Consider the following 18,851-nt stretch of genomic DNA (forward strand, 5'->3'; position numbering starts at 1 on the left):
CCCGGACCGCCCGCGGAAATCAACAGGCATGTTTAACAAAGCCAAAACAATAAGCCACTATTATCTAGTGGCTCACCAAGTAATTCATTTCATTCTGTTGTGGTTAGGACCAAACCTCGTCAAGGACATCGCGGAATACATCATCCAAAATGGAGGTCATATCCTCTTTGGAGACTTTAAGAGCTTTCGTATAGTCTTCAAGCCGATTGATTTCTGTTTCTAAAAAATCATTGATGGCAGTAGCCTTTGGCTCAAGGTTTAACTCATCACCACTTATCTTCCTCTCTAACAGAGTAAAGATTTCTTCCTTTAGCGGCCCCCCCTCAAGAAGTTCCTCTACTAGTGTTTGAAATTCAATCGGCGGGACGGAATTGTACCTTTCTATCCATAGACAAGCTAATACCGGTCTGAGGACGTAAAAGTACTTTTTTATTTTCACATGATCACCGCGAAGGTAATCGCGAAAATTTCCTTTTGCCATATTTAAGTAATGAAAAAGTGCGGATTGTGGCAAAAACACTTCATTTTGTATTGCTTTCATTTTATCTACTAAGGAAAAGGCTTGATAATAAACAATTCCCGAATGGAGCCACTCCATCAGCGGTGGATTGGATTTGCGAAATAACCTAAGAGCTTTTCGTAATTCCCAGCCATTTATATCTAAGAGATCATTAATGGGAAGTTCAATCACCTCTCGTTTTTGGTCAATGCTCAAATACCAATCCTTTTTATGGACATAAATAAACCGGACATCGTAATCACTGTCTTTGGAAGGAAAACCCCATGCTCTGCTGCCAGACTCAACGGCAAGACATATTTTTACTTCATATTGTTCTTCAATTTTTTTGAGTTCAGTTAGAATTTTTTCTTTCAAGGTTATTCACTCCTTAAACCCTGCCTTGACCAAAGCCGTGTACAATAATGGCGATATTCACGATGTAAGTGTTGAACTACTTGTCCACGCTTACCAGGCAGCAGCTTACCCTCAAAGATAGTAATAGGTACAATTTCTTGTATTGAATTGGTAACAAACATCTCATCGGCATCAAGGGCATGATCGATTGTATAGAGCCCCTCTTCTATTCTCAGATGATTTTTATTTGCCAATTCGATGATAAATTGACGTGTAATGCCATTTAATATCCCAGTATGGACAGCAGGAGTATACAAGACACTTCCTTTTACCCAAAAGATATTAGAAACAATCCCTTCTGCTAAATATCCTTCCTCATTTAGAAAAATCCCTTCTATATTAGCAGCATTTCCGATTTCTCTTTTTGCCAGGATATTATTCAGATAATGATGTGACTTAAGTCGTTCACTTCCTTCGGGACTGTTTCGCTTTATCTCCAATAATACTGCCTTTTTTTCAGTTAATTCCCCAGCCTGAGGCAATAGTTTAGGTAAAAAAAGAATGGTTGGTTCAGTATATGGCTCCACTTGCAACCCAATTTCCCCTATGCCCGCCGAGACATTTAACCGTAGATAAGCATTGGTCAATCTGTTTAATTTCAATAATTCTTGAAGAATATTATTGGTTTCTTCCCGCCAAAAACGATATTGGATATTTAACGCCTCTAACCCTTGATTCAGACGCTCTAAATGGTCATCTAGTAAGAATGCATGCCCTTCATACACTCGGAATGTTTCAAATAACCCCAGTCCATATAAAAAACCATGATCAAACGGAGAAATCTTCGCCTCTTCTTTTGCTAAAAATTGTCCATTTACATTGATAAACATCATTAATGACCCTTTTGCATGACAGGATTTTTATAGTATTGGACGAAGTTGCGCAAAAGCTCTTTTCCCGAAGTAGTCAATATAGATTCTGGGTGAAACTGCACTCCTTCGATTGGTAAATCCTTATGACGAATGGCCATAATTTCACCCTCTTTTGTCCAAGCGGAAATCTCAAAGCATTCCGGCAATGTCTCTCTTTTGACTATTAATGAATGGTATCGTGTAGCAGGAAACGGGTTTGGCAATCCTTGAAAAATGGTCTTCCCGTCATGATACATATCAGAGGTTTTCCCGTGCATGAGCCTTTCTGCTCGAATAACCTCGCCCTTAAAAGCCTGGGCAATTGCTTGTTGACCTAGGCAGACACCAAATATCGGGACTTTCCCTGCAAATGCTCTAATGGCATCCAAGCTGATTCCCGCTTCATTTGGACTACATGGTCCTGGAGACACCATTAAGAATTCAGGCTGCAACGCTGAAATCTCCGCAATCGATGTCTGATTATTGCGCTTGACCATTAATTCTTCTCCAAGTTCACCTAAGTATTGCACTAAGTTAAAGGTAAAAGAATCGTAGTTATCTATCATAAAGATCATTGCACATGCTCCTCTGCCATTTCTTTTGCTTTCCATAGTGCAGCTGCTTTTTTCATGGATTCTTTATACTCATGCTTTGGATTAGAATCAATAACGATTCCTGCCCCTGCCTGCACATGGGCCATCCCATCTTTCACAAGCATGGTTCGGATGATAATGTTTAATTCTAAATCACCGCTAAAATCAATCCATCCTAGAGAACCGGTGTACACTCCACGTTGGACAGGCTCAAGTTCCTCTATTATTTCCATTGTTCGAACTTTAGGGGCACCTGTTATCGTTCCGCCTGGAAAAACAGCGTCAATGATATCAAAACTTGATTTATCATCGGCCAGTTCTCCTCTAACATTAGAGACAATGTGCATGACATGGGAATATTTTTCAATGACCATAAATTCATTGACCTCAACCGATCCATACTTACATACCCGTCCAAGGTCATTTCGTTCTAAATCCACCAGCATAACATGTTCGGCGCGCTCCTTTTCATTTTCGATTAATTCATTGGCAAGTGCGATATCTTCTTCGTGGTCCTTACCTCTTGAGCGAGTACCTGCGATAGGACGTGTACTTACTTCTAGGCCGTCTTTTTTCACGAGAAGTTCAGGAGACCCACTTACAAGTTGAAAATCTGCTGAATGTAGGTAACCCATATATGGTGAAGGATTTAAGGACCTTAATTGTTCATACACTTCTAATGCATCTATTTCAATTGGTTTTGATTGGCGGACGGCAAGGTTAACCTGAAACACATCGCCTTGTCCAATATATTGTTGAATCTTATTAACAGCCTGAATAAATTCATTTTCAGTCATCGAAACTTCTAGCTCATTTGGGTTTATTTCTTTAGTCTTATTGGCTTTTATTGAAGGGATGTGTTGAAGCCATCTTTCTTCCCAAACGGAAAGCTTCTCCTCTATCCCTTGATCATTTTCAGCTAAGAACAAAAGCCATAAAACCTCTTCTTTGTGGTCATAGACGAACGATTCTTTCATAATTAAAAAATAGATTTCGGGCATTTCTAAATCATCCGTTGCTAAATCTGGAAGTGCTTCAATATATCGAGCATAATCATAGCTTATGTATCCAATTGCACCGCCTAGAAAACTAGGAAGACCTTCTATTTTATCAACATGATATTGACTCATATATTCCTGCAATAGATGCAGTGGATTACCTTCCTGTCGCTCTGTACCGTTTTTGTTTTGAAATTCTATTATATTGTTCTTTCCTTTGATAATCGTCTCAGGCTGAAAGGCAGCAATGCTGTAACGCCCCCCACGACCGCTTTCCAGTAGTACATGATGAGTATTATTTTCCGCTAATGCACGAAATTGACTGAAAAACCTTGAATAAGTAAAAGGAATTTTCTTACTGTATAAATGTAGCTGCTTCAACAAATTCACTCCTTAACTTTTCTCTTTTTTCATCATACTTGAAAAGGGTGTCAGGCACCACTCCATAATGTGGTGCCTGACACCTAAAATTTTTCAACCAAAGACACTGCTGGAAATTTAATTTTTTCGATTATGAATAAAGGATTTATGAACTAGCTGTAGAAAAGGGTAATAAATTAGGAAATAATCGATTTTTTAAAGGGGGTTCATTTATGAAAAAGGAAATCATTCTAGTGGTTGAGGATGAAGAAAAGATTGCCCGGCTTCTTGAAATCGAGCTTGAATACGAAGGATATGTGGTCACGAAGGTAATGGATGGTCTTGAAGCATTTGAAGCCTACAAGAATAGTAAATGGGATTTAATTTTACTTGATGTCATGATTCCAGGAATTAGCGGAATTGAACTGCTCAGGCGGATTCGGCTAAATGACAAAAATACCCCCATTCTTTTGCTAACTGCAAAAGGCTCAGTAGAGGATAAGGTTTCTGGACTAGATTATGGGGCTAATGATTATATAACCAAGCCCTTTCAAATTGAAGAAGTATTAGCACGGGTTCGGGCAGCTTTAAGGGTTAGAGCTATGGAACAACAATCCGCAAAGGACGAGGATTTTTTGACTTTCTCCGACTTAAAAGTCAATCCAAAAACCCGGGAAGTTTTCAGAGGGGAAGTAGCCATTGATCTGACCCCAAGAGAATTTGATTTACTAGTCTTTTTGATGTCCAATAAGCGGCAAGTGTTAAATAGAGACCAAATTTTAGGTGCCGTATGGGGCTATGACTTTTTTGGCGATACCAATGTTGTCGATGTATATATTCGCTATATCAGAAAGAAAATGGAACTGCCTAATACACCTGCATTAATACATACCGTTCGTGGGGTGGGGTATGTATTGAAGGAAGCAAAATGAAGCTGCGAAATAAAATAAATTTGTATACAGTCGTGTTATTTGCCGCCCTCTTACTTGTTATGAACATTACTGTGTATTTCACCTTCAGCAAATTAATCCTGGATAGTGAGCTCCACACCGCCAAAAAGGAAATGGAAAAAAACGCAAAAGACATCGGGAAATCACTCGACACCATTCCAGAGGCCGAATTATTACGTTCTTATGTACCTATCAATGGAATGATTCAATTAGTCACATTTGATAACAATGCACCCTCCACTGTAACAAGCCCGACGGAGCAAAATTTAATCCGGCGAACGACAAAATTTTCTCAGGAGGAAGAAAGTAAATTCATTACTTATCAAAAACGAGTCTATACCTTTGAATCAATGCCCATAATTTTACTTGATGGTAGTGTGGCCAACCTTCAAATCACAAAAAGTATTAAGTCGGCCAGTGATAACTTAAATGTCCTGCGACTTGTCTTAATTTTAGTAACCCTTCTTACCTTAATTCCAGTGGTTGTGTCCAGCCTCATTTTGAGTAAATTGATTACCAAACCTGTTACCTCAATGATCAAAACCATGAAAGACATTAGACAAAGCGGCCGCTTTAAGCGGATAGCTCTAGAAGGAAAATCTAAGGACGAACTTTTTCAAATGGGCGAGACCTTTAATCACATGATTGATTTGCTTGAAACGAATTACGAGAAACAAAAACAGTTTGTTTCTAATGCATCCCATGAATTTAAAACCCCATTAACCATTATTGAAAGCTATGCAAGCCTTTTAAAAAGACGAGGACTATCAGAACCAGAGCTCTTTGCCGAATCAATCGAAGCCATTCATTCTGAGGCCGTTCGCATGAAAGACATGACAGAACAACTGTTATTACTTGCAAAGCATCATGAACAGTGGAATGTCGTAAAGGCCCCACTTAAACTTGGAGCTTTTGTCCAGCAAACTGTAAAATCCTTTCAAAGTGCATATAATAGAGAAATTCAATTTCAGCAGGATAACTGGACTGAAATATCAATCAGCACAGATGAAAAAAAACTAAAGCAACTGTTGTTTATATTTCTTGATAATGCCCGAAAGTATAGTGATGAAACCATTACAGTTATCTTAGGTGTGGTACATGGTGAGGCTTTTATTAGTGTAGTTGATACGGGAATTGGCATTCATCATGATGAGCTGTCGAAGGTGTTTGATCGTTTTTATCGTGTTGATAAAGCAAGAAATAGAAAAAAAGGCGGTTCAGGACTAGGCTTATCATTAGCAATGGAAATTGCAGATGCCATTGATATCAAAATTACACTTGAAAGTGAAGAAGGAGTTGGAACCACGGCAACTCTTTTTTTAAAAACTAATAAAAATTAATCCTTTTCTCATCATTTTCTAATTTTCATATTAGAAAATATAGTTAGTTAAGGTGAGGTGAAAGAATGAAGAAAAAGACATGGCTTTGGCTTTTAATAAGCTTTCTTTTCATGATAACTGTTTTTTATATTAGTTGGCAGAAGTTTGGTATAAGTAATGCTTCGGCTGATATTTTATCCAAACAGGAAGCACAAAATCTTATTCGCGAACGTTATCAGGGGGAAATTAACCAAATTAAGCTAGCCGACGGTCAATATCATATCGAGTTTGAGAAACAGGATCATTTTTATCGTATTAAGCTGGATGCCGTAAGTGGAAAAGTTTTATCGTTTACCCAAACTGGGACTAAATCTCCTCCTCTTAATCCGTCTCCTGTCCCAACACTCTCAGAGGGAGAAATAAAAAAAATCATTTTAAGTGCAGCAGATGGAACCCTTACTTCTCTTGAAAAAATAGTAAACGGTGATCAGACGATTTACAAGGCTGAGGTGAAAAAGGGGAATAAACAAACTTCGCTCACAGTAGATGCAAGTACTGGTAAAATCCTTTCATCAAACTCAACGACCATCAAGGAGTCTTCTAAGAAACTGACAGAGGCAGAGGCAAAGAAAATTGCTCAGAAGCAAGTTAGTGGTTCTGTGGATCATATCTGGTTGGAATCAAACGGGAAAGCAACATACTACCTTGTTAAAATTAAAATCAATGATAATCGAGAAGCAATTGTGCAAATCCATGCTATAACAGGCAATGTGATGTCTGTTAGCTGGGATGATCATGGAAATGATGATAGTGAGAAAAATGATGATTCTAAGAAGCGCAGCACAGATGATGATAAAAACGATGATTCTAAGAATCGAAGCAAGGATGACAAAAAAGAAGATGATGATTAAGTGGAATCTGAGAACGCACTGCTTTCACAATCATTCTCATTAAATTCTAATCTTTTCCCCCCTTTTGCTTTAATCTTCACTGGATATTATGTAAGTGTAGGAAGCAAAAACAAAGGAGGAATTAATAATGAAAAATAAACTTTTTGTCGGTGCTTTATCTGGGTTACTCATCTTGGGCGGTGCCGTTGCAGTAGGAGCTTCAAAAAATGATACTCGTGCTGAGGATTCTATCCACCAGGAAGATAAAAAGATAAGTACAAATGTTACTAATAAGGAACAAGGACAAACAAATATTCAATTGGAAAGTGATGATAGTATTAGTACACAAGTATCTAATCCTAATTTTATTTCTGAGGAGAAGGCAATAGAGATCGCAGTTGGTGAAGTAAACGGAACAGTGGTTGAGATCGAGCAAGAATTAGAACACGGTAGAATGGAATATAAAGTCGATCTGAACACGAACACTGGTGAAGCTATAGTGAGAATCGATGCTGAAACGGGAAAAGTAGTCAGAGTTGAGCACGTTGATGACAAAGGTACACATCGCAATGATGAAACGAAGGCCGATGATGGCACTCACCAAAACAGGCACAGCGGCGATGATGATAACAAAGCTGACGACGATAAAAGCTAAAAGGGATCAAAAAAATAGCGGTCAAAAGCTACTTAATAACGACCACGAAGTCCATCCAATATTAATGGCTTCGTGGTTATTTTTCTTTCTAGCAAAAAAAACAAACTCTTTTTTGTAACATTCATGAAAACAGAAAGAAGCCCATCCAATTTTGGATAGGCTTCTTTTAAAAAATAATCGGATCTCGTTAGTAAATGAATTAAGAAATCTTTTTTAGCTCTTCTGTTAATTTTAGGAATAATTCCTTATTCCCATATTGTAATGTGTGGTCGATTTCCTTGCGGATTTTCTCCCTTCTAAACTCTAGCAGGGCATGATTTAGAAACATTTCTGCAACATCAGCATCTGTATTCTCATCCGAATGTTGTGGTGAATTAAGTAATTTCTTTTCCATGGAAATCAACTCCTTACGTTTTTTCTAATTATACAGCGAGTTTTCTAAAAATTCAAACACTTTATTTGAAAAAAGAAAAAAATTTTTCACAAAAACTTCAAAATAGTAAATTGAGGGGCTTTGGTGGTGTCAGGCACCATAAAAGGACACTTGTCCACTCAAGGCGGACAAAGTGGTTTTTAGTGGATTTGGCTTTCAAATAGGGTGTTTCGTTGGTTGAATTTGGTGATGAGTTTGAGTATGATGCCATTGGCAATGAGTAATCCAACCCCAATAAAGAATAGGGTTAGTGAACTTAGGAAAAAGAGGCCACTAACTTGGCTGATAATTAGACCGACTACCGGTAAAACCATAATACCGCCAAATTGCTGTGCTTCCTGAAACGATTTTACTCTGGCGGAAACTAAAACATTCAAAACGATATTAAAGATCACTAATGCAGGTATAACCCAAAACATTAAAAGCAGCCAGGTTGAATCTAAATATAAAATTTCATTAAAAACTCGATAAGAAATTAGGTTGACAATAACAGCGTTAAGTAAAAATGCCACAAAAGTAATGATGATCGTAGGAACAAAGGAAGCAATCACCTTGCCTAAAAATAATTCAGTTATAGAAATCGGAGCGAATAATAATGTTTCTAAAGTATTTCTTTCCTTCTCGCCCGCAAAACTATTGGAAGAAGTGACCAAAGAATTGATGATAGCGGTCATTAAAAAAAACGGGATCGTCATAAAATTTAAGAAGAAATAAGCAGACTTGTACCCCATTGTCGGTAAGGCAGCAAGAGTATTTCTTAACTCTTCATTTGGAAAATTTTTAATTATCGCATTGATTGGTTTTTCTAAATCCTTTGAGGATTGCCCGAGTAATTCTGTATTTAAACCAACGTATGCAAATATTGCCGGTAAGAGAATACAAAGCAATAAAGGAAGGATGATCATTGGAACCCATACCTTTTTGGACGAAAAAGTGGTCTTTATATCCTTTTGAGCGATGAAAACAATAATGTTCTTATTCATTCTTTTCACCTCTTATTATAAAATATAACGACTCCAGACTTCGGTTCGTAATTTCACACGAGTGAAGCCACGATTCACTCAAAATTCCCTTCAATAAAAATGGAATTTCATTTTTTGATGGGAGGGTGAATTCGATTATATGCAGATCTTTTCTAAGGTAAGTAAAACCCATGTATGTCTTTGGGTCGTTTGGGATTAATCCAGTTTCAACCAATAAGGTAACCTCTGTTAAATATTTTTCCTCTAGTTCACTTCTTGTTCCCTTTTCGATAATTTGTCCACCCTTAATAAATAGGAAGGAATCACATATTGTCTCCAGCTGATGCAAGACATGTGAACAGATAATAATCGTGACTTTTTCATCTTTATTTATTTTTTTCAAGTAATGCATCACATCGTTAATCCCTTCAGGATCTAGACCATTTGTCGGCTCATCAAGAAACAAAAGTTTAGGTTTATGGAGCAGAGCCTTGGCCAAGGTAATTCTTTTTTTCATCCCTGTCGAAAACGTACCAACCAATTGATCCTTTTTCTCAATCATTTCAAATTGCTCCAGAAGATGAGAAATTCGCTTCGGGTCATATGCGTTATAAATTTTAGAAAAAAAGACTAGATTATCCCAAGCACTCATGTCATGATACAAAGCAGCACTTTCCGTGACAACTCCAGCCTGCTTTCTGATTGCATCACCTTGTGTTTGCGGGTCATATCCCATTACCAGCATCTTTCCGCTCGTCGCATTAATCACCCCATTTAACAAACGAATCATCGTTGTCTTCCCAGCCCCATTTGGTCCAAGCAGACCAATAATACTCCCTTCCTTAATCGCAAAAGAAACATCCTTAAAAATAGCACGCCCATTAAAAGCCTTTTCCACATGAAATGCTTCAATAATTGTCAACCTTTATTCCCCCTAATTTTTTGGTGTCAGGCACCGCAAAAAGACACTTTCTCTATTTGTCCACGACGGATGGACACTTCGCCAAAATTAGCCAATTTTATTAAATTTTATCAGATTTTATAAGGGCTGTATGTACTAGTATTTTAGAAATTTTTTTTATAGCCCCAAATTATGTTCTTGATTTTTGGCAAGATTTTTTGTGTATGTGCTGACTTTTAGGGAACATTATACTCATCTATTTTATTAATGGAGCAGGTGAGAGATATTGATGGAACAAACTGTCTTAGCAGGTCATCAACCAGTAAATAACATTAATGTTTATTATGAGTTTTATCCCAATCAAACATCTGAAAAAACGTTTGTTTTATTACATGGCTTTCTTTCTTCCACCTTCACCTTTCGGCATCTAATTTCATTATTGAAAAAAGAGTACCAGGTTTTATCTATTGATCTCCCCCCATTTGGAAAAAGTGCTAAATGTAATCGTTATGAATATTCCTACAAGAATTTAGCCCAAACAGTAATTAAACTTACAGAAAGTTTAGGATTAAAAAAGATGACTTTCATTGGTCATTCCATGGGTGGACAAATTGTTTTGAATATCTTGCATATGATGCCAGAGCTTGCGGACAAAGCTATTCTTCTCTGCAGCTCTGCTTATCTCAAACGATCTAAAATGCCCTTAATCATCACAAGTTACCTACCCTATTTCCATCTTTTTGTGAAATATTGGTTTGCACGGACCGGAGTTAAGAAGAATCTTCAGGACGCACTGTATAATCACACCATAATTAATGATGAAATGATCAATGGGTACCTACAACCATTTTTATCGGATGAAATTTTCGTTGCACTTACGAGGATGATTCGTGATCGTGAAGGTGACTTGCCTGTTGAGATCCTAAACCAAATTAAAACGCCTTGCTTATTACTGTGGGGGGATCATGATAAATCGATGCCACTTACTATAGGTGAGCAATTAAATAAGGATTTGACCAACTCTAAGTTAATTGTATTAAAAGATTCTGGACACGCACTTCCTGAAGAACGTCCTAGAGAAGTATTTGAATATATCAAAGGGTTTATTGATAATTACAAAACGGCAGCTGAAGCATAGCCGCCGTTTTTGTTTTTTATATGAACAGATCTGGTTTAACATTAGTTCGTCTTTTGTACAAGAAACAGATACGAAAGAACTGCTCCCCCACCTGCGCACGCGATCACAATTCCCATCGGTATGGCGGTATGTTCTCCTCCTAATCCTACAAGCGGTGCTACAATCCCTCCCAATGAGAGTGACATTACACCTAAAAGTGCAGAGGCACTGCCTGCGGACTTACCTTGTTTTTGCATGGCAAGGGAAAATCCTGCCGTATTCACTATACCTACACTTGCTACCACAAAAAATAACGGCACCAATACTATTAATAAGTCAGCATTTAGCAGTAAAAGGAGAAGTAAAACGATTCCGCCCAAAAAAGACAAACCGATTCCAAAAACAAACAGTCTTGATTCGTGTATTCGTCCCGCCAATCGGCCTGTTGTTTGACTGGCAATCATGATACCTAAACCATTTATTGCAAAAATGAGGCTAAACATTTGTGCTGACCCACCATATATATTTTGCACCACAAATGGTGACCCAGAAATATAAGCAAACATAGCAGCAAACACCAATCCCTGTACTAAAGCATAGCCGATGAAACTGCGGTCTAAAATCAGATTTTTAAAGGTAATAAACGTATTCTTGAGCCCTCCCAAAGCCCTTTTTTCATGAGAGAGTGTCTCAGGTAATCCAAAAAATACAACCACGAACATCACCAAACCGATGATACTTAAGACGATAAATATTCCTTGCCATGGGACGATTTTCAAGAACTGTGCTCCCACGACAGGTGCGAGAATCGGGGCCAATCCATTAACCAATGCAAGTAATGCAAAGAACTTTGTTAATTCTGAACCCGAATATAAATCGCGCACAATTGCACGTGAAATAACTATTCCAGCAGAACCTGCAAAACCTTGTAACAAACGTAAGATAATAAATGTCCAAATCGAGGGACTAAAGACACATAATAGTGAAACTACGAAATAAGTAATTAATCCAATAAGTAACGGCTTTCGGCGTCCATAAACATCGCTAAGCGGGCCAGCAAACAACTGCCCTGAAGCCAATCCGAACAAGAAAAACGTTAAACTAAACTGAACTAGCGATGGATTGGAATGAAAGTCCTTGGCAAGCTCAGGAAGAGCCGGTAAATACATATCAATCGACAAGGGTCCAAAGGCAGCTAACGTCCCAAGAATTACTGCCATCCATAATCGTTGGGAACGTGAAATTCCCTTACTACTAACCATCATGTCATCATTTATCGGTTCACCCATTAAATCGATCATTCCCTTTCTGTAATAAACTCCGTAAATTTGCTGTCAATACTAGTAAACTACATTTTTCAGATAAATAAAACTTTTTTGGCGTACGAAAATTGATAATCAAAAAAAGAGTGCATTAACGGTGCCTGTGACACCGCTAATACACTCTTTATTTAAACCAGCCTTTTTCTTTGGATTGGGTAATTGCCTCGATTCGGTTTTTTACTTCAAGTTTGTCGAGGATAATGGAGATGTAGTTACGGACGGTGCCTGCTTTGATACTAAGTTCCTCAGCAATTTCTTTGGTATTTTTGCCATCTGCAACCAGTTCCAACACTTCCTTTTCCCGATCCGTTAATGGATTTTCTTCACCATACACATCATCCATTAGTTCTGGTGCATAAATTCGTCTTCCTGACATTACACTGCGGATGGAACTAGCCAACTCTTCACTAGGACTGTCTTTTAACAAATAGCCGTTCACACCAGCCTTCAACGCCCGCTGAAAATAACCAGTTCTGGCAAAAGTGGTTAAGATGATTACTTTACAGCCTAGACCCTTCAACTCTTCTGCTGCCTCCAAACCGCTCTTTCCAGGCATTTCGATATCCATGATACAGACATCGGGCTTGAATTTCTTGACGAGTGTCACAGCTTCTTCTCCATTTGATGCCTTTCCGACCACTTCCATATCTTCTTCCAAATTAAGAAGTGAACCAAAGGCGCCTAAAAGCATCTGCTGGTCTTCAGCAATCACAATTTTAATCATTTTGCTCCTCCTTTTCCATCCTTGGTTTAACATCATTTGGTACTTTTATAATTAATGTTGTTCCTTCTTTTGTTAAAATTTCAAGACTGCCATTAATAAATTCCAAGCGCTCTTTCATACCAATCAGCCCATGACCCTCTTGCAGGGTTTCTTTCTGTCCCTTATAAACCCCATCATCACGAATGGTCAATACCAATTCTCGTATCGATTGTTTAATCGCAATGCAACAAGACTTCGCTCCACTGTGTTTGACAACATTATTTACAGCTTCTTTCATACACATGCTTAAAATATTTTCCGTTAACAGTGTTACTTTTGCGGGAGTAAAATCGCCTTCACTGTGGAATTTAATTTCTGCAGCATTAAGGATTTGTTCTACTCGGACAATTTCGTCCCTCAAGCGGATTCCCCGCATCGATGATACCATCTTTCGTACTTCACTTAATGCAGTTCGTGCTGTTTGCTGAACATCCTTTAGTTCATTTCGTGCTTGCTCCGGATCCTTAGCAATTAACTTTCGGGCCAAATCTGATTTCAACCCAATAAGTGAGAGCTTTTGTCCCAGGGTATCATGAAGGTCCCGGGCAATTCTTTGCCTCTCCTCAATTTTAACTAACTCAGAAATCCGTTTGTTTGCATCCAATAATTTTTCTTCCAGTTGCCCTCTTTCCTTCTTGTTATGGATGCTAAACGGGAGAAGGATTACACTAATCCAAACGATAATGACAAAAGGCAGCTGCTGTAGAAATAATTTTTCTTGCGTGACGATACTGAAGTTAATGGAAACAGACGTACTAAACAAATGAATAAAATACAACGTTAAAAAGGCGATTCTTTCTTTAATATTGCCGATAAAATAAGCAAGAAAAAAGGCAAAATAAACATAGTTGAAAAGACTATTCGCGGTAATAGAAATACCAATTAGGATCAGTGTCCATAAATAAACGGGCCAGCCTCTCGAAATAAACGCAATTCGGTAAAGAATAAAGAATAGTAATGTGAGTAAAATTCCCACTACAATTTCAATCGTTGAGGATGATTGAAAAATAAAATAAAACGGTAAAATGCATAGAATCGTCCAAATATACGGGGCAATCCCATTATTTTTTTGAAATGTTAAATACTTTTTTATCATGAAAGAAACCTCATTTTCCCTTAACATCCTTTATCCTTCTATCATAACTCAGGAGCTGCGCAATTGTACTCCATACACCACTCATTTTAACTAAAAATTTTGTCTCTTTAAAGCCAATACTGTTTTTTCAGACAAGTGTATCGATATATGTGGTTTACACCCATATGTAATATTTTCCCACAAATAAAGATATAATAAAACAATCATAATTTTATTCATGTTTACACCATTCAAATATTGGAAATAACAGTTGTTATCAAACAACTAGGAGGAATGAATGTTGAGTAAAATGTTCAAAAGTGACTCCGGTATTCCTTATTTGCGGCTTGGTGAAGGTGAGCCATTAGTATTTATTCACGGGCTTGGTGAAGTAAAGGAGGGTTGGGAAAATCAGTTTGAGTTTGCGAGTCAGTATGACTTAATTATTCCTGACTTACGTGGACATGGAGAGTACATTTCACCTGGAGAGATTTCCATAAAAAACTTTGCATTTGATGTTATTAGTCTCTTAGAAGAGTTGAGGATTGAAAGCGCACACATATGCGGGTTATCTATGGGGGGAATGGTTGCGCAAGAAATTTATCGTCAAGCACCGGAGATGTGTCGATCTCTGATGCTAGTGAGCACTTTCCATTATGCTCCTAAACGGCTCGGTAAACTTTTTATAAAGTACCGGAAAGCCAGTGCAGAAAATAAATCCCCTCAAGCAATCGCAGAAAGGTCTGCGAAGGTTTGTCTCTATTCTTGGAGCAAAGAAAATATAGAAACCTTCTACAAATTTTACAAACCAAACAAGGAATTCTTTTTTAAATCCTTGGAGGCTTGTCTAAAAGTAAATAATTTAACCTTACTTCCTAAAATTAAAGTACCCACCTTAATTATTGGCGGGCAGTATGATTCGGTTATTCCTGTTTGGGTACAATTCTTAATGCATAAACAAATTCGTCACTCTGAATTTGTCATTTTCAGGAACACAGGACATATCGCCAAATTAGAGGCAAAGGATGAATTCAACCAGGTTCTGCGAACATTCTTGAACAAACATAAAACGGCAAGTTAGAAGAGGAAGGATACCCCTTCCTCTTCCAACATTGCCATAATCCTTGTACCAAACTTTTTCCCAATCATTTAAGCAGTGGGATTTGAGCGTCCTGCAGCCCATTGATCAACAATACCTGCAAATAATCCAGATAACGCAAGACCAACATGCCCGGTTTCTACGCAAAGATATGTTTTATCTTCACTAGACACTAAATCCATAATGGGTTTACTTTGCTCTTCTAAAACTAAATTGTCTCTTGAGCCAGAGATAACAAATAAATTGGCACGAATATTTTTTAAATCCACCTGTTTATTCCCAACGATTAATTCACCTTTAACCAACTTGTTCCCTTTAATTAAATCATTCACTAATTGTTTATAGGCTTCTCCTGTAAAAGGAACTTGATCAAGTGTCCATTTATTCATTCGACGCCACTTTTCTACATAACGATGATCATGGGCGCGATTCAAGAGCATGGTATAATTTGTGAAATAAATTGGCGCTCCAACGGCTCTAAACATCATTTCCACATATTTAGGCGGTACAACCCCATAAACATCAAGAAAATGATCAATATTAAAATCTCCTTGTTTGAGACCCTCAGCCCATTTGTCTGGTCCAACAAACGTAGAAAAATCAATTGGAACAGTGGCTACAATTAAATTTTTTATTGGTTCTTCCGCAATTGATGCGTAGATAGAGGCAATCGTTCCGCCTAAACAATAGCCAACTAGTGTAATTTCATCCGCTCCAGAATGGCGAATAGCCCGCTTAACAGCCGTTTTTAAGTATTTATCGATATAGGTGTCGAGACCAATTTTTTTGTCTTCATAGCCTGGTGTACCCCAATCCAATAAATACACTTCATAACCCATCTCATTAAGGTTCTTAATCACACTTTTCTTTTGGTCAATATCTAAAATGTATGGTTTATTAAAAAGTGAATACACGAAAAATAAAGGAATCTCATACTTTTTCTGTTTGGCTGGATAATGCCAGAGGACTGATTTATTTTTTCTCCATACTTCATTCCTAGGAGTTTGACCAACCTTGGGTTCAGGTTCTGATAAGATCTTAAATACATTTTCCCAGCGGTCCATTTCTTTTTGATAATCAAATTCGGGAATTAACCCTTTCAAAGGTGCTTCAGTTGCCAAGGTCACCCCTCCGTTTCAATATTATTTCGATGTCCCTGATCCTGCTAGTTCTCGTTTTGTGTCTTGGTCCTTTTTTTCAATTAGACCCTTTAATGAATCTACTTCTTCTTTAATGCTTGTTAATTTCAATAACTCAAATTTCATTTCTTGTAGCTCTGCATGTAATTCCTTTGTATCTAGTTGCTCTTTTTTCGTTTTTATTAACTCCGTTTTCAGCTGCTTCGTTAATTTAATGATTTCTTTAGAAATTTCCACAACACTCTCAATTTCTTTGTTTTGCGACTTCAGAGAATCCTGTAATTCCCAGATTTGTTCCTCAAGAGCTTCAATTTTTTCCTCAGCTTGAACCGTTAAAGTTGCAACGTTTGCTATATCATTTTTAGTTGGTAAATTTAATACACTAGCAAGTGCTTCCTGATTCTTTTTAAAAGCCTCTAGATAACGCGAATTAATCTCCGTTCCTGTTTTGGACATTTTCACAAAATCTTTGTTATTCGTCCAAAGATAGATAAAATCATTGATTTGTTTTTCCCATAAAAGACTAACCTTATGAATGGATTCAAATGGATCGTATGGTTTTTTACCCGACATTACTTCCACTCCTATTATGATATTATTTAGATTGCTCCGTTACATTCTTCATATAACTTTGAAAAGGCAGCATCGCAGTTTTCACTTGGTTCGCAAACATATTCACAAATACTTTTTGATTTTCATATAATACACTGCTTGTTTTCTTAACACTCTCAATATATTTTTCTCTGCCATTTTTTCGATAAGCAATATACTGTTCAACGGTTTCTACATACTTATCGAGTGCATCCAATTGTCCAGTGATTAATGCTTGAGTTGGAGTTAATAATAAATGAGCTGTTTTATTTTGAATGTCCTCTACTACTCTGTTAATTTCTTCATATGATTTAACAGGAAAGAAATGCTGTAGTGGAGTTGTTGTCACTAGTAATTCTTCTCTTGCCGTCTTCTCCCACTCTTTCAGCTCCAACCCAAATTGTGCTGCAATTGTTGCCGCATTCTCTTGATTTTGTTTAAGCTTGTCCACGTAGTTCTTAACAGCCTCCAAGAAACGTGCATCACGTTTATTGAAGCGCTCTTGCCATGCATCCAATTCATTAAATCCTAACTTCCAAAGAAGGTCTAAGCTTGAAGGATCCTTTTCCTCGCCAACCACAGCTTCTTGATTTTCAACTTCTACGACAGTTTCATTTTTTTTCGTCATCGTTTTTCTCCTCCAAATTCGAATGATCTGTATCAAATAATTTTTTTAAGTCTGATAATTCTAATTCTAAGTTTTTTAGTTTCGAATCGTGGAATTCACGGGCTTCCATCTCCAATACTTCTTGCAGGGCTTCCCAGGATTCCCGAATCATTTTGAACTTAGTTTGATTCTCTTGCTGTCTTTTGGACATCTTATAGATGGATTCATCCAAAAGATCTAATTTTTCCTCATAATCTACAATTCTTACAGAAATAGCACTTATTTCATCTTTATTCGCAAGGTCAATTTTGTTAAGCCATCTCGTCGTTAACCTCTTACGAATACTTAATTGCTTCAGGTGTGCTTCCATTGCTCTCCCAAAAGCGATCGTAAAGTTTCTGTTATTGGTGCAGGCATGGATTCTTTTATTCATTTCTGCTTCAAGCTTTTTATAGAAAGAATCTGAGTCTCGATGTGTGAACCCCATGTGCATCCCTCTTAACTAACTGGTCAGTATCTTTTATTTTACTGTACACCGGCAGTTGTGCCGCCGTCAACAACTAGTACATGGCCGTATACATAATTAGAAGCATCTGAAGCTAAGAAAAGTGCTGGGCCTTTCATATCATTATCGGACCCAAAGCGTCCTGCAGGTGTTCGTTCGAGAATTTTTTCACCTGAGTAATCTAGAATCGCATTTGCCATTTTAGTAGGGAAAAACCCTGGAGCGATGGCATTGACATGGACATTATATGGAGCCAGTTTCACAGCTAAATCCTTCGTTAAGGTAATGACTGCACCTTTACTTGCGGAATAACCAATCGCATCCATTACCAATGGGTCTTGCCCTCCGATACCTGCGATGGAGGCAATATTAATTATCTTACCTGATTTTTGCTCAACCATAATTTTTCCAACAGCTTGAGAAAATAAGAAAACAGCCTTTAGGTTGATATCCATTACTTTATCCCATTTATCTTCAGGCATTTCTAAAGCAGGTGCACCCCAGCTGGTACCACTGTTATTAACCAATATATCGATCCGGCCAAATTCTAGCATGGTTTCATCGACAACAGACTGGATTTCGTTTCGATTGGCTACATCACATTTCAGGGCAAGGGCTCGAACTCCTTTTTCCTGCAAGGCTTCTGTCAATTGTTGGCAGGCATCTAGATTTCTTGAACACACGACCACATTTGCCCCAGCTTCTGCATAGGCGACCGCAATTTGCTGGCCTAAGCCTCTTCCTCCGCCGGTAATAATGGCTGTTTTGCCTTTTAAACTAAAAAGCTCTTGAATATACACGGTTTTTC

21 protein-coding genes are annotated in these 18,851 nt (G+C 37.7%); 6 read left to right on the forward strand and 15 right to left on the reverse strand.

Annotated elements, in window-relative coordinates; all coding sequences use genetic code 11:
- Window positions 1-103 precede the first annotated feature (103 nt).
- The 4 genes from V7137_RS07145 to pabB are packed head-to-tail and all read right to left on the reverse strand — an operon-like array spanning window position 104 to window position 3,736.
- Entirely contained in the window at window positions 104-874 is a 771-nt protein-coding gene (locus tag V7137_RS07145; protein WP_335697439.1) for a nucleotidyltransferase domain-containing protein, read from the reverse strand.
- A 2-nt stretch (window positions 875-876) separates the two neighbouring features.
- Window positions 877-1,743, reverse strand: coding sequence for an aminodeoxychorismate lyase (gene pabC / locus V7137_RS07150; RefSeq protein WP_335697440.1), 867 nt, complete (start codon window positions 1,741-1,743; stop codon window positions 877-879).
- Window positions 1,744-1,745: 2 nt separating this feature from the next.
- The gene (gene pabA / locus V7137_RS07155) at window positions 1,746-2,339 is read right to left on the reverse strand and encodes an aminodeoxychorismate/anthranilate synthase component II (RefSeq protein ID WP_335697441.1); all 594 of its coding nucleotides are present in this window, start codon (window positions 2,337-2,339) and stop codon (window positions 1,746-1,748) included.
- Window positions 2,336-3,736 carry an aminodeoxychorismate synthase, component I gene (gene pabB / locus V7137_RS07160; RefSeq protein ID WP_335697442.1) on the reverse strand — a complete coding sequence of 467 codons (1,401 nt, stop codon included), beginning with the start codon at window positions 3,734-3,736 and terminating at the stop codon, window positions 2,336-2,338. The genes pabA and pabB overlap by 4 nt, the downstream gene beginning before the upstream one ends.
- Window positions 3,737-3,948: 212 nt before the next feature.
- Here pabB and V7137_RS07165 point away from each other — a divergent pair, with 212 nt between their 5' ends.
- From V7137_RS07165 to V7137_RS07180, 4 genes are all read left to right on the forward strand, one after another.
- On the forward strand, window positions 3,949-4,647 hold the full coding sequence (locus V7137_RS07165) for a response regulator transcription factor (RefSeq protein ID WP_335697443.1): 699 nt from the start codon (window positions 3,949-3,951) through the stop codon (window positions 4,645-4,647).
- A complete protein-coding gene (locus V7137_RS07170) occupies window positions 4,644-6,005 on the forward strand; it encodes a HAMP domain-containing sensor histidine kinase (protein WP_335697444.1) in 1,362 nt (453 codons plus the stop codon). Before V7137_RS07165 ends, V7137_RS07170 begins: the two co-directional genes overlap by 4 nt.
- Window positions 6,006-6,070: 65 nt before the next feature.
- The gene (locus V7137_RS07175; RefSeq protein ID WP_335697445.1) at window positions 6,071-6,895 is read left to right on the forward strand and encodes a PepSY domain-containing protein; all 825 of its coding nucleotides are present in this window, start codon (window positions 6,071-6,073) and stop codon (window positions 6,893-6,895) included.
- Window positions 6,896-7,022: 127 nt separating this feature from the next.
- Window positions 7,023-7,529, forward strand: coding sequence for a PepSY domain-containing protein (locus V7137_RS07180; RefSeq protein WP_335697446.1), 507 nt, complete (start codon window positions 7,023-7,025; stop codon window positions 7,527-7,529).
- A 199-nt stretch (window positions 7,530-7,728) separates the two neighbouring features.
- Here the strand turns inward: V7137_RS07180 and V7137_RS07185 are convergent, their stop codons facing one another.
- From V7137_RS07185 to V7137_RS07195, 3 genes are all read right to left on the reverse strand, one after another.
- The gene (locus tag V7137_RS07185) at window positions 7,729-7,923 is read right to left on the reverse strand and encodes an IDEAL domain-containing protein (protein WP_218345868.1); all 195 of its coding nucleotides are present in this window, start codon (window positions 7,921-7,923) and stop codon (window positions 7,729-7,731) included.
- A 179-nt stretch (window positions 7,924-8,102) separates the two neighbouring features.
- Entirely contained in the window at window positions 8,103-8,945 is an 843-nt protein-coding gene (locus V7137_RS07190; protein WP_335697447.1) for an ABC transporter permease subunit, read from the reverse strand.
- Window positions 8,938-9,846 (reverse strand): ABC transporter ATP-binding protein, encoded by a 909-nt coding sequence (locus V7137_RS07195; protein WP_335697448.1) that lies wholly within the window; start codon window positions 9,844-9,846, stop codon window positions 8,938-8,940. The genes V7137_RS07190 and V7137_RS07195 overlap by 8 nt, the downstream gene beginning before the upstream one ends.
- A 268-nt stretch (window positions 9,847-10,114) precedes the next feature.
- Between V7137_RS07195 and V7137_RS07200 the strand changes: the two genes are divergently transcribed.
- The gene (locus V7137_RS07200) at window positions 10,115-10,963 is read left to right on the forward strand and encodes an alpha/beta fold hydrolase (protein ID WP_335697449.1); all 849 of its coding nucleotides are present in this window, start codon (window positions 10,115-10,117) and stop codon (window positions 10,961-10,963) included.
- A gap of 41 nt (window positions 10,964-11,004) precedes the next feature.
- On the opposite strand, the gene V7137_RS07205 is transcribed toward V7137_RS07200, so the two are convergent.
- The 3 genes from V7137_RS07205 to V7137_RS07215 form a co-directional block, all read right to left on the reverse strand.
- Window positions 11,005-12,231, reverse strand: a complete 1,227-nt coding sequence (locus V7137_RS07205) for a multidrug effflux MFS transporter (RefSeq protein WP_335697450.1) — start codon at window positions 12,229-12,231, stop codon at window positions 11,005-11,007.
- Between the two features lie 157 nt (window positions 12,232-12,388).
- Complete coding sequence (locus tag V7137_RS07210; RefSeq protein WP_218345873.1) at window positions 12,389-12,988, reverse strand: response regulator transcription factor; 600 nt, start codon at window positions 12,986-12,988, stop codon at window positions 12,389-12,391.
- Window positions 12,981-14,123, reverse strand: coding sequence for a sensor histidine kinase (locus V7137_RS07215; RefSeq protein ID WP_335697451.1), 1,143 nt, complete (start codon window positions 14,121-14,123; stop codon window positions 12,981-12,983). The genes V7137_RS07210 and V7137_RS07215 overlap by 8 nt, the downstream gene beginning before the upstream one ends.
- A gap of 277 nt (window positions 14,124-14,400) precedes the next feature.
- Between V7137_RS07215 and V7137_RS07220 the strand changes: the two genes are divergently transcribed.
- Window positions 14,401-15,183 (forward strand): alpha/beta fold hydrolase, encoded by a 783-nt coding sequence (locus V7137_RS07220; RefSeq protein WP_335697452.1) that lies wholly within the window; start codon window positions 14,401-14,403, stop codon window positions 15,181-15,183.
- Window positions 15,184-15,251: 68 nt separating this feature from the next.
- On the opposite strand, the gene V7137_RS07225 is transcribed toward V7137_RS07220, so the two are convergent.
- From V7137_RS07225 to V7137_RS07245, 5 genes are read right to left on the reverse strand one after another with little or no spacing between them, the layout of a single operon-like run.
- The gene (locus V7137_RS07225; RefSeq protein WP_335697453.1) at window positions 15,252-16,322 is read right to left on the reverse strand and encodes an alpha/beta fold hydrolase; all 1,071 of its coding nucleotides are present in this window, start codon (window positions 16,320-16,322) and stop codon (window positions 15,252-15,254) included.
- Window positions 16,323-16,343: 21 nt separating this feature from the next.
- A complete protein-coding gene (locus V7137_RS07230) occupies window positions 16,344-16,913 on the reverse strand; it encodes a polyhydroxyalkanoate biosynthesis repressor PhaR (RefSeq protein WP_335697454.1) in 570 nt (189 codons plus the stop codon).
- Between the two features lie 22 nt (window positions 16,914-16,935).
- Entirely contained in the window at window positions 16,936-17,559 is a 624-nt protein-coding gene (locus tag V7137_RS07235; protein ID WP_335697455.1) for a hypothetical protein, read from the reverse strand.
- On the reverse strand, window positions 17,543-18,025 hold the full coding sequence (locus V7137_RS07240; protein WP_335697456.1) for a hypothetical protein: 483 nt from the start codon (window positions 18,023-18,025) through the stop codon (window positions 17,543-17,545). The genes V7137_RS07235 and V7137_RS07240 overlap by 17 nt, the downstream gene beginning before the upstream one ends.
- A 38-nt stretch (window positions 18,026-18,063) precedes the next feature.
- A complete protein-coding gene (locus V7137_RS07245) occupies window positions 18,064-18,843 on the reverse strand; it encodes an SDR family oxidoreductase (RefSeq protein WP_335697457.1) in 780 nt (259 codons plus the stop codon).
- Window positions 18,844-18,851: the final 8 nt, after the last annotated feature.

It is taken from the genome of Neobacillus drentensis, from assembly GCF_036962765.1.
GTDB classification, from domain to species: domain Bacteria; phylum Bacillota; class Bacilli; order Bacillales; family Cytobacillaceae; genus Neobacillus; species Neobacillus drentensis_C.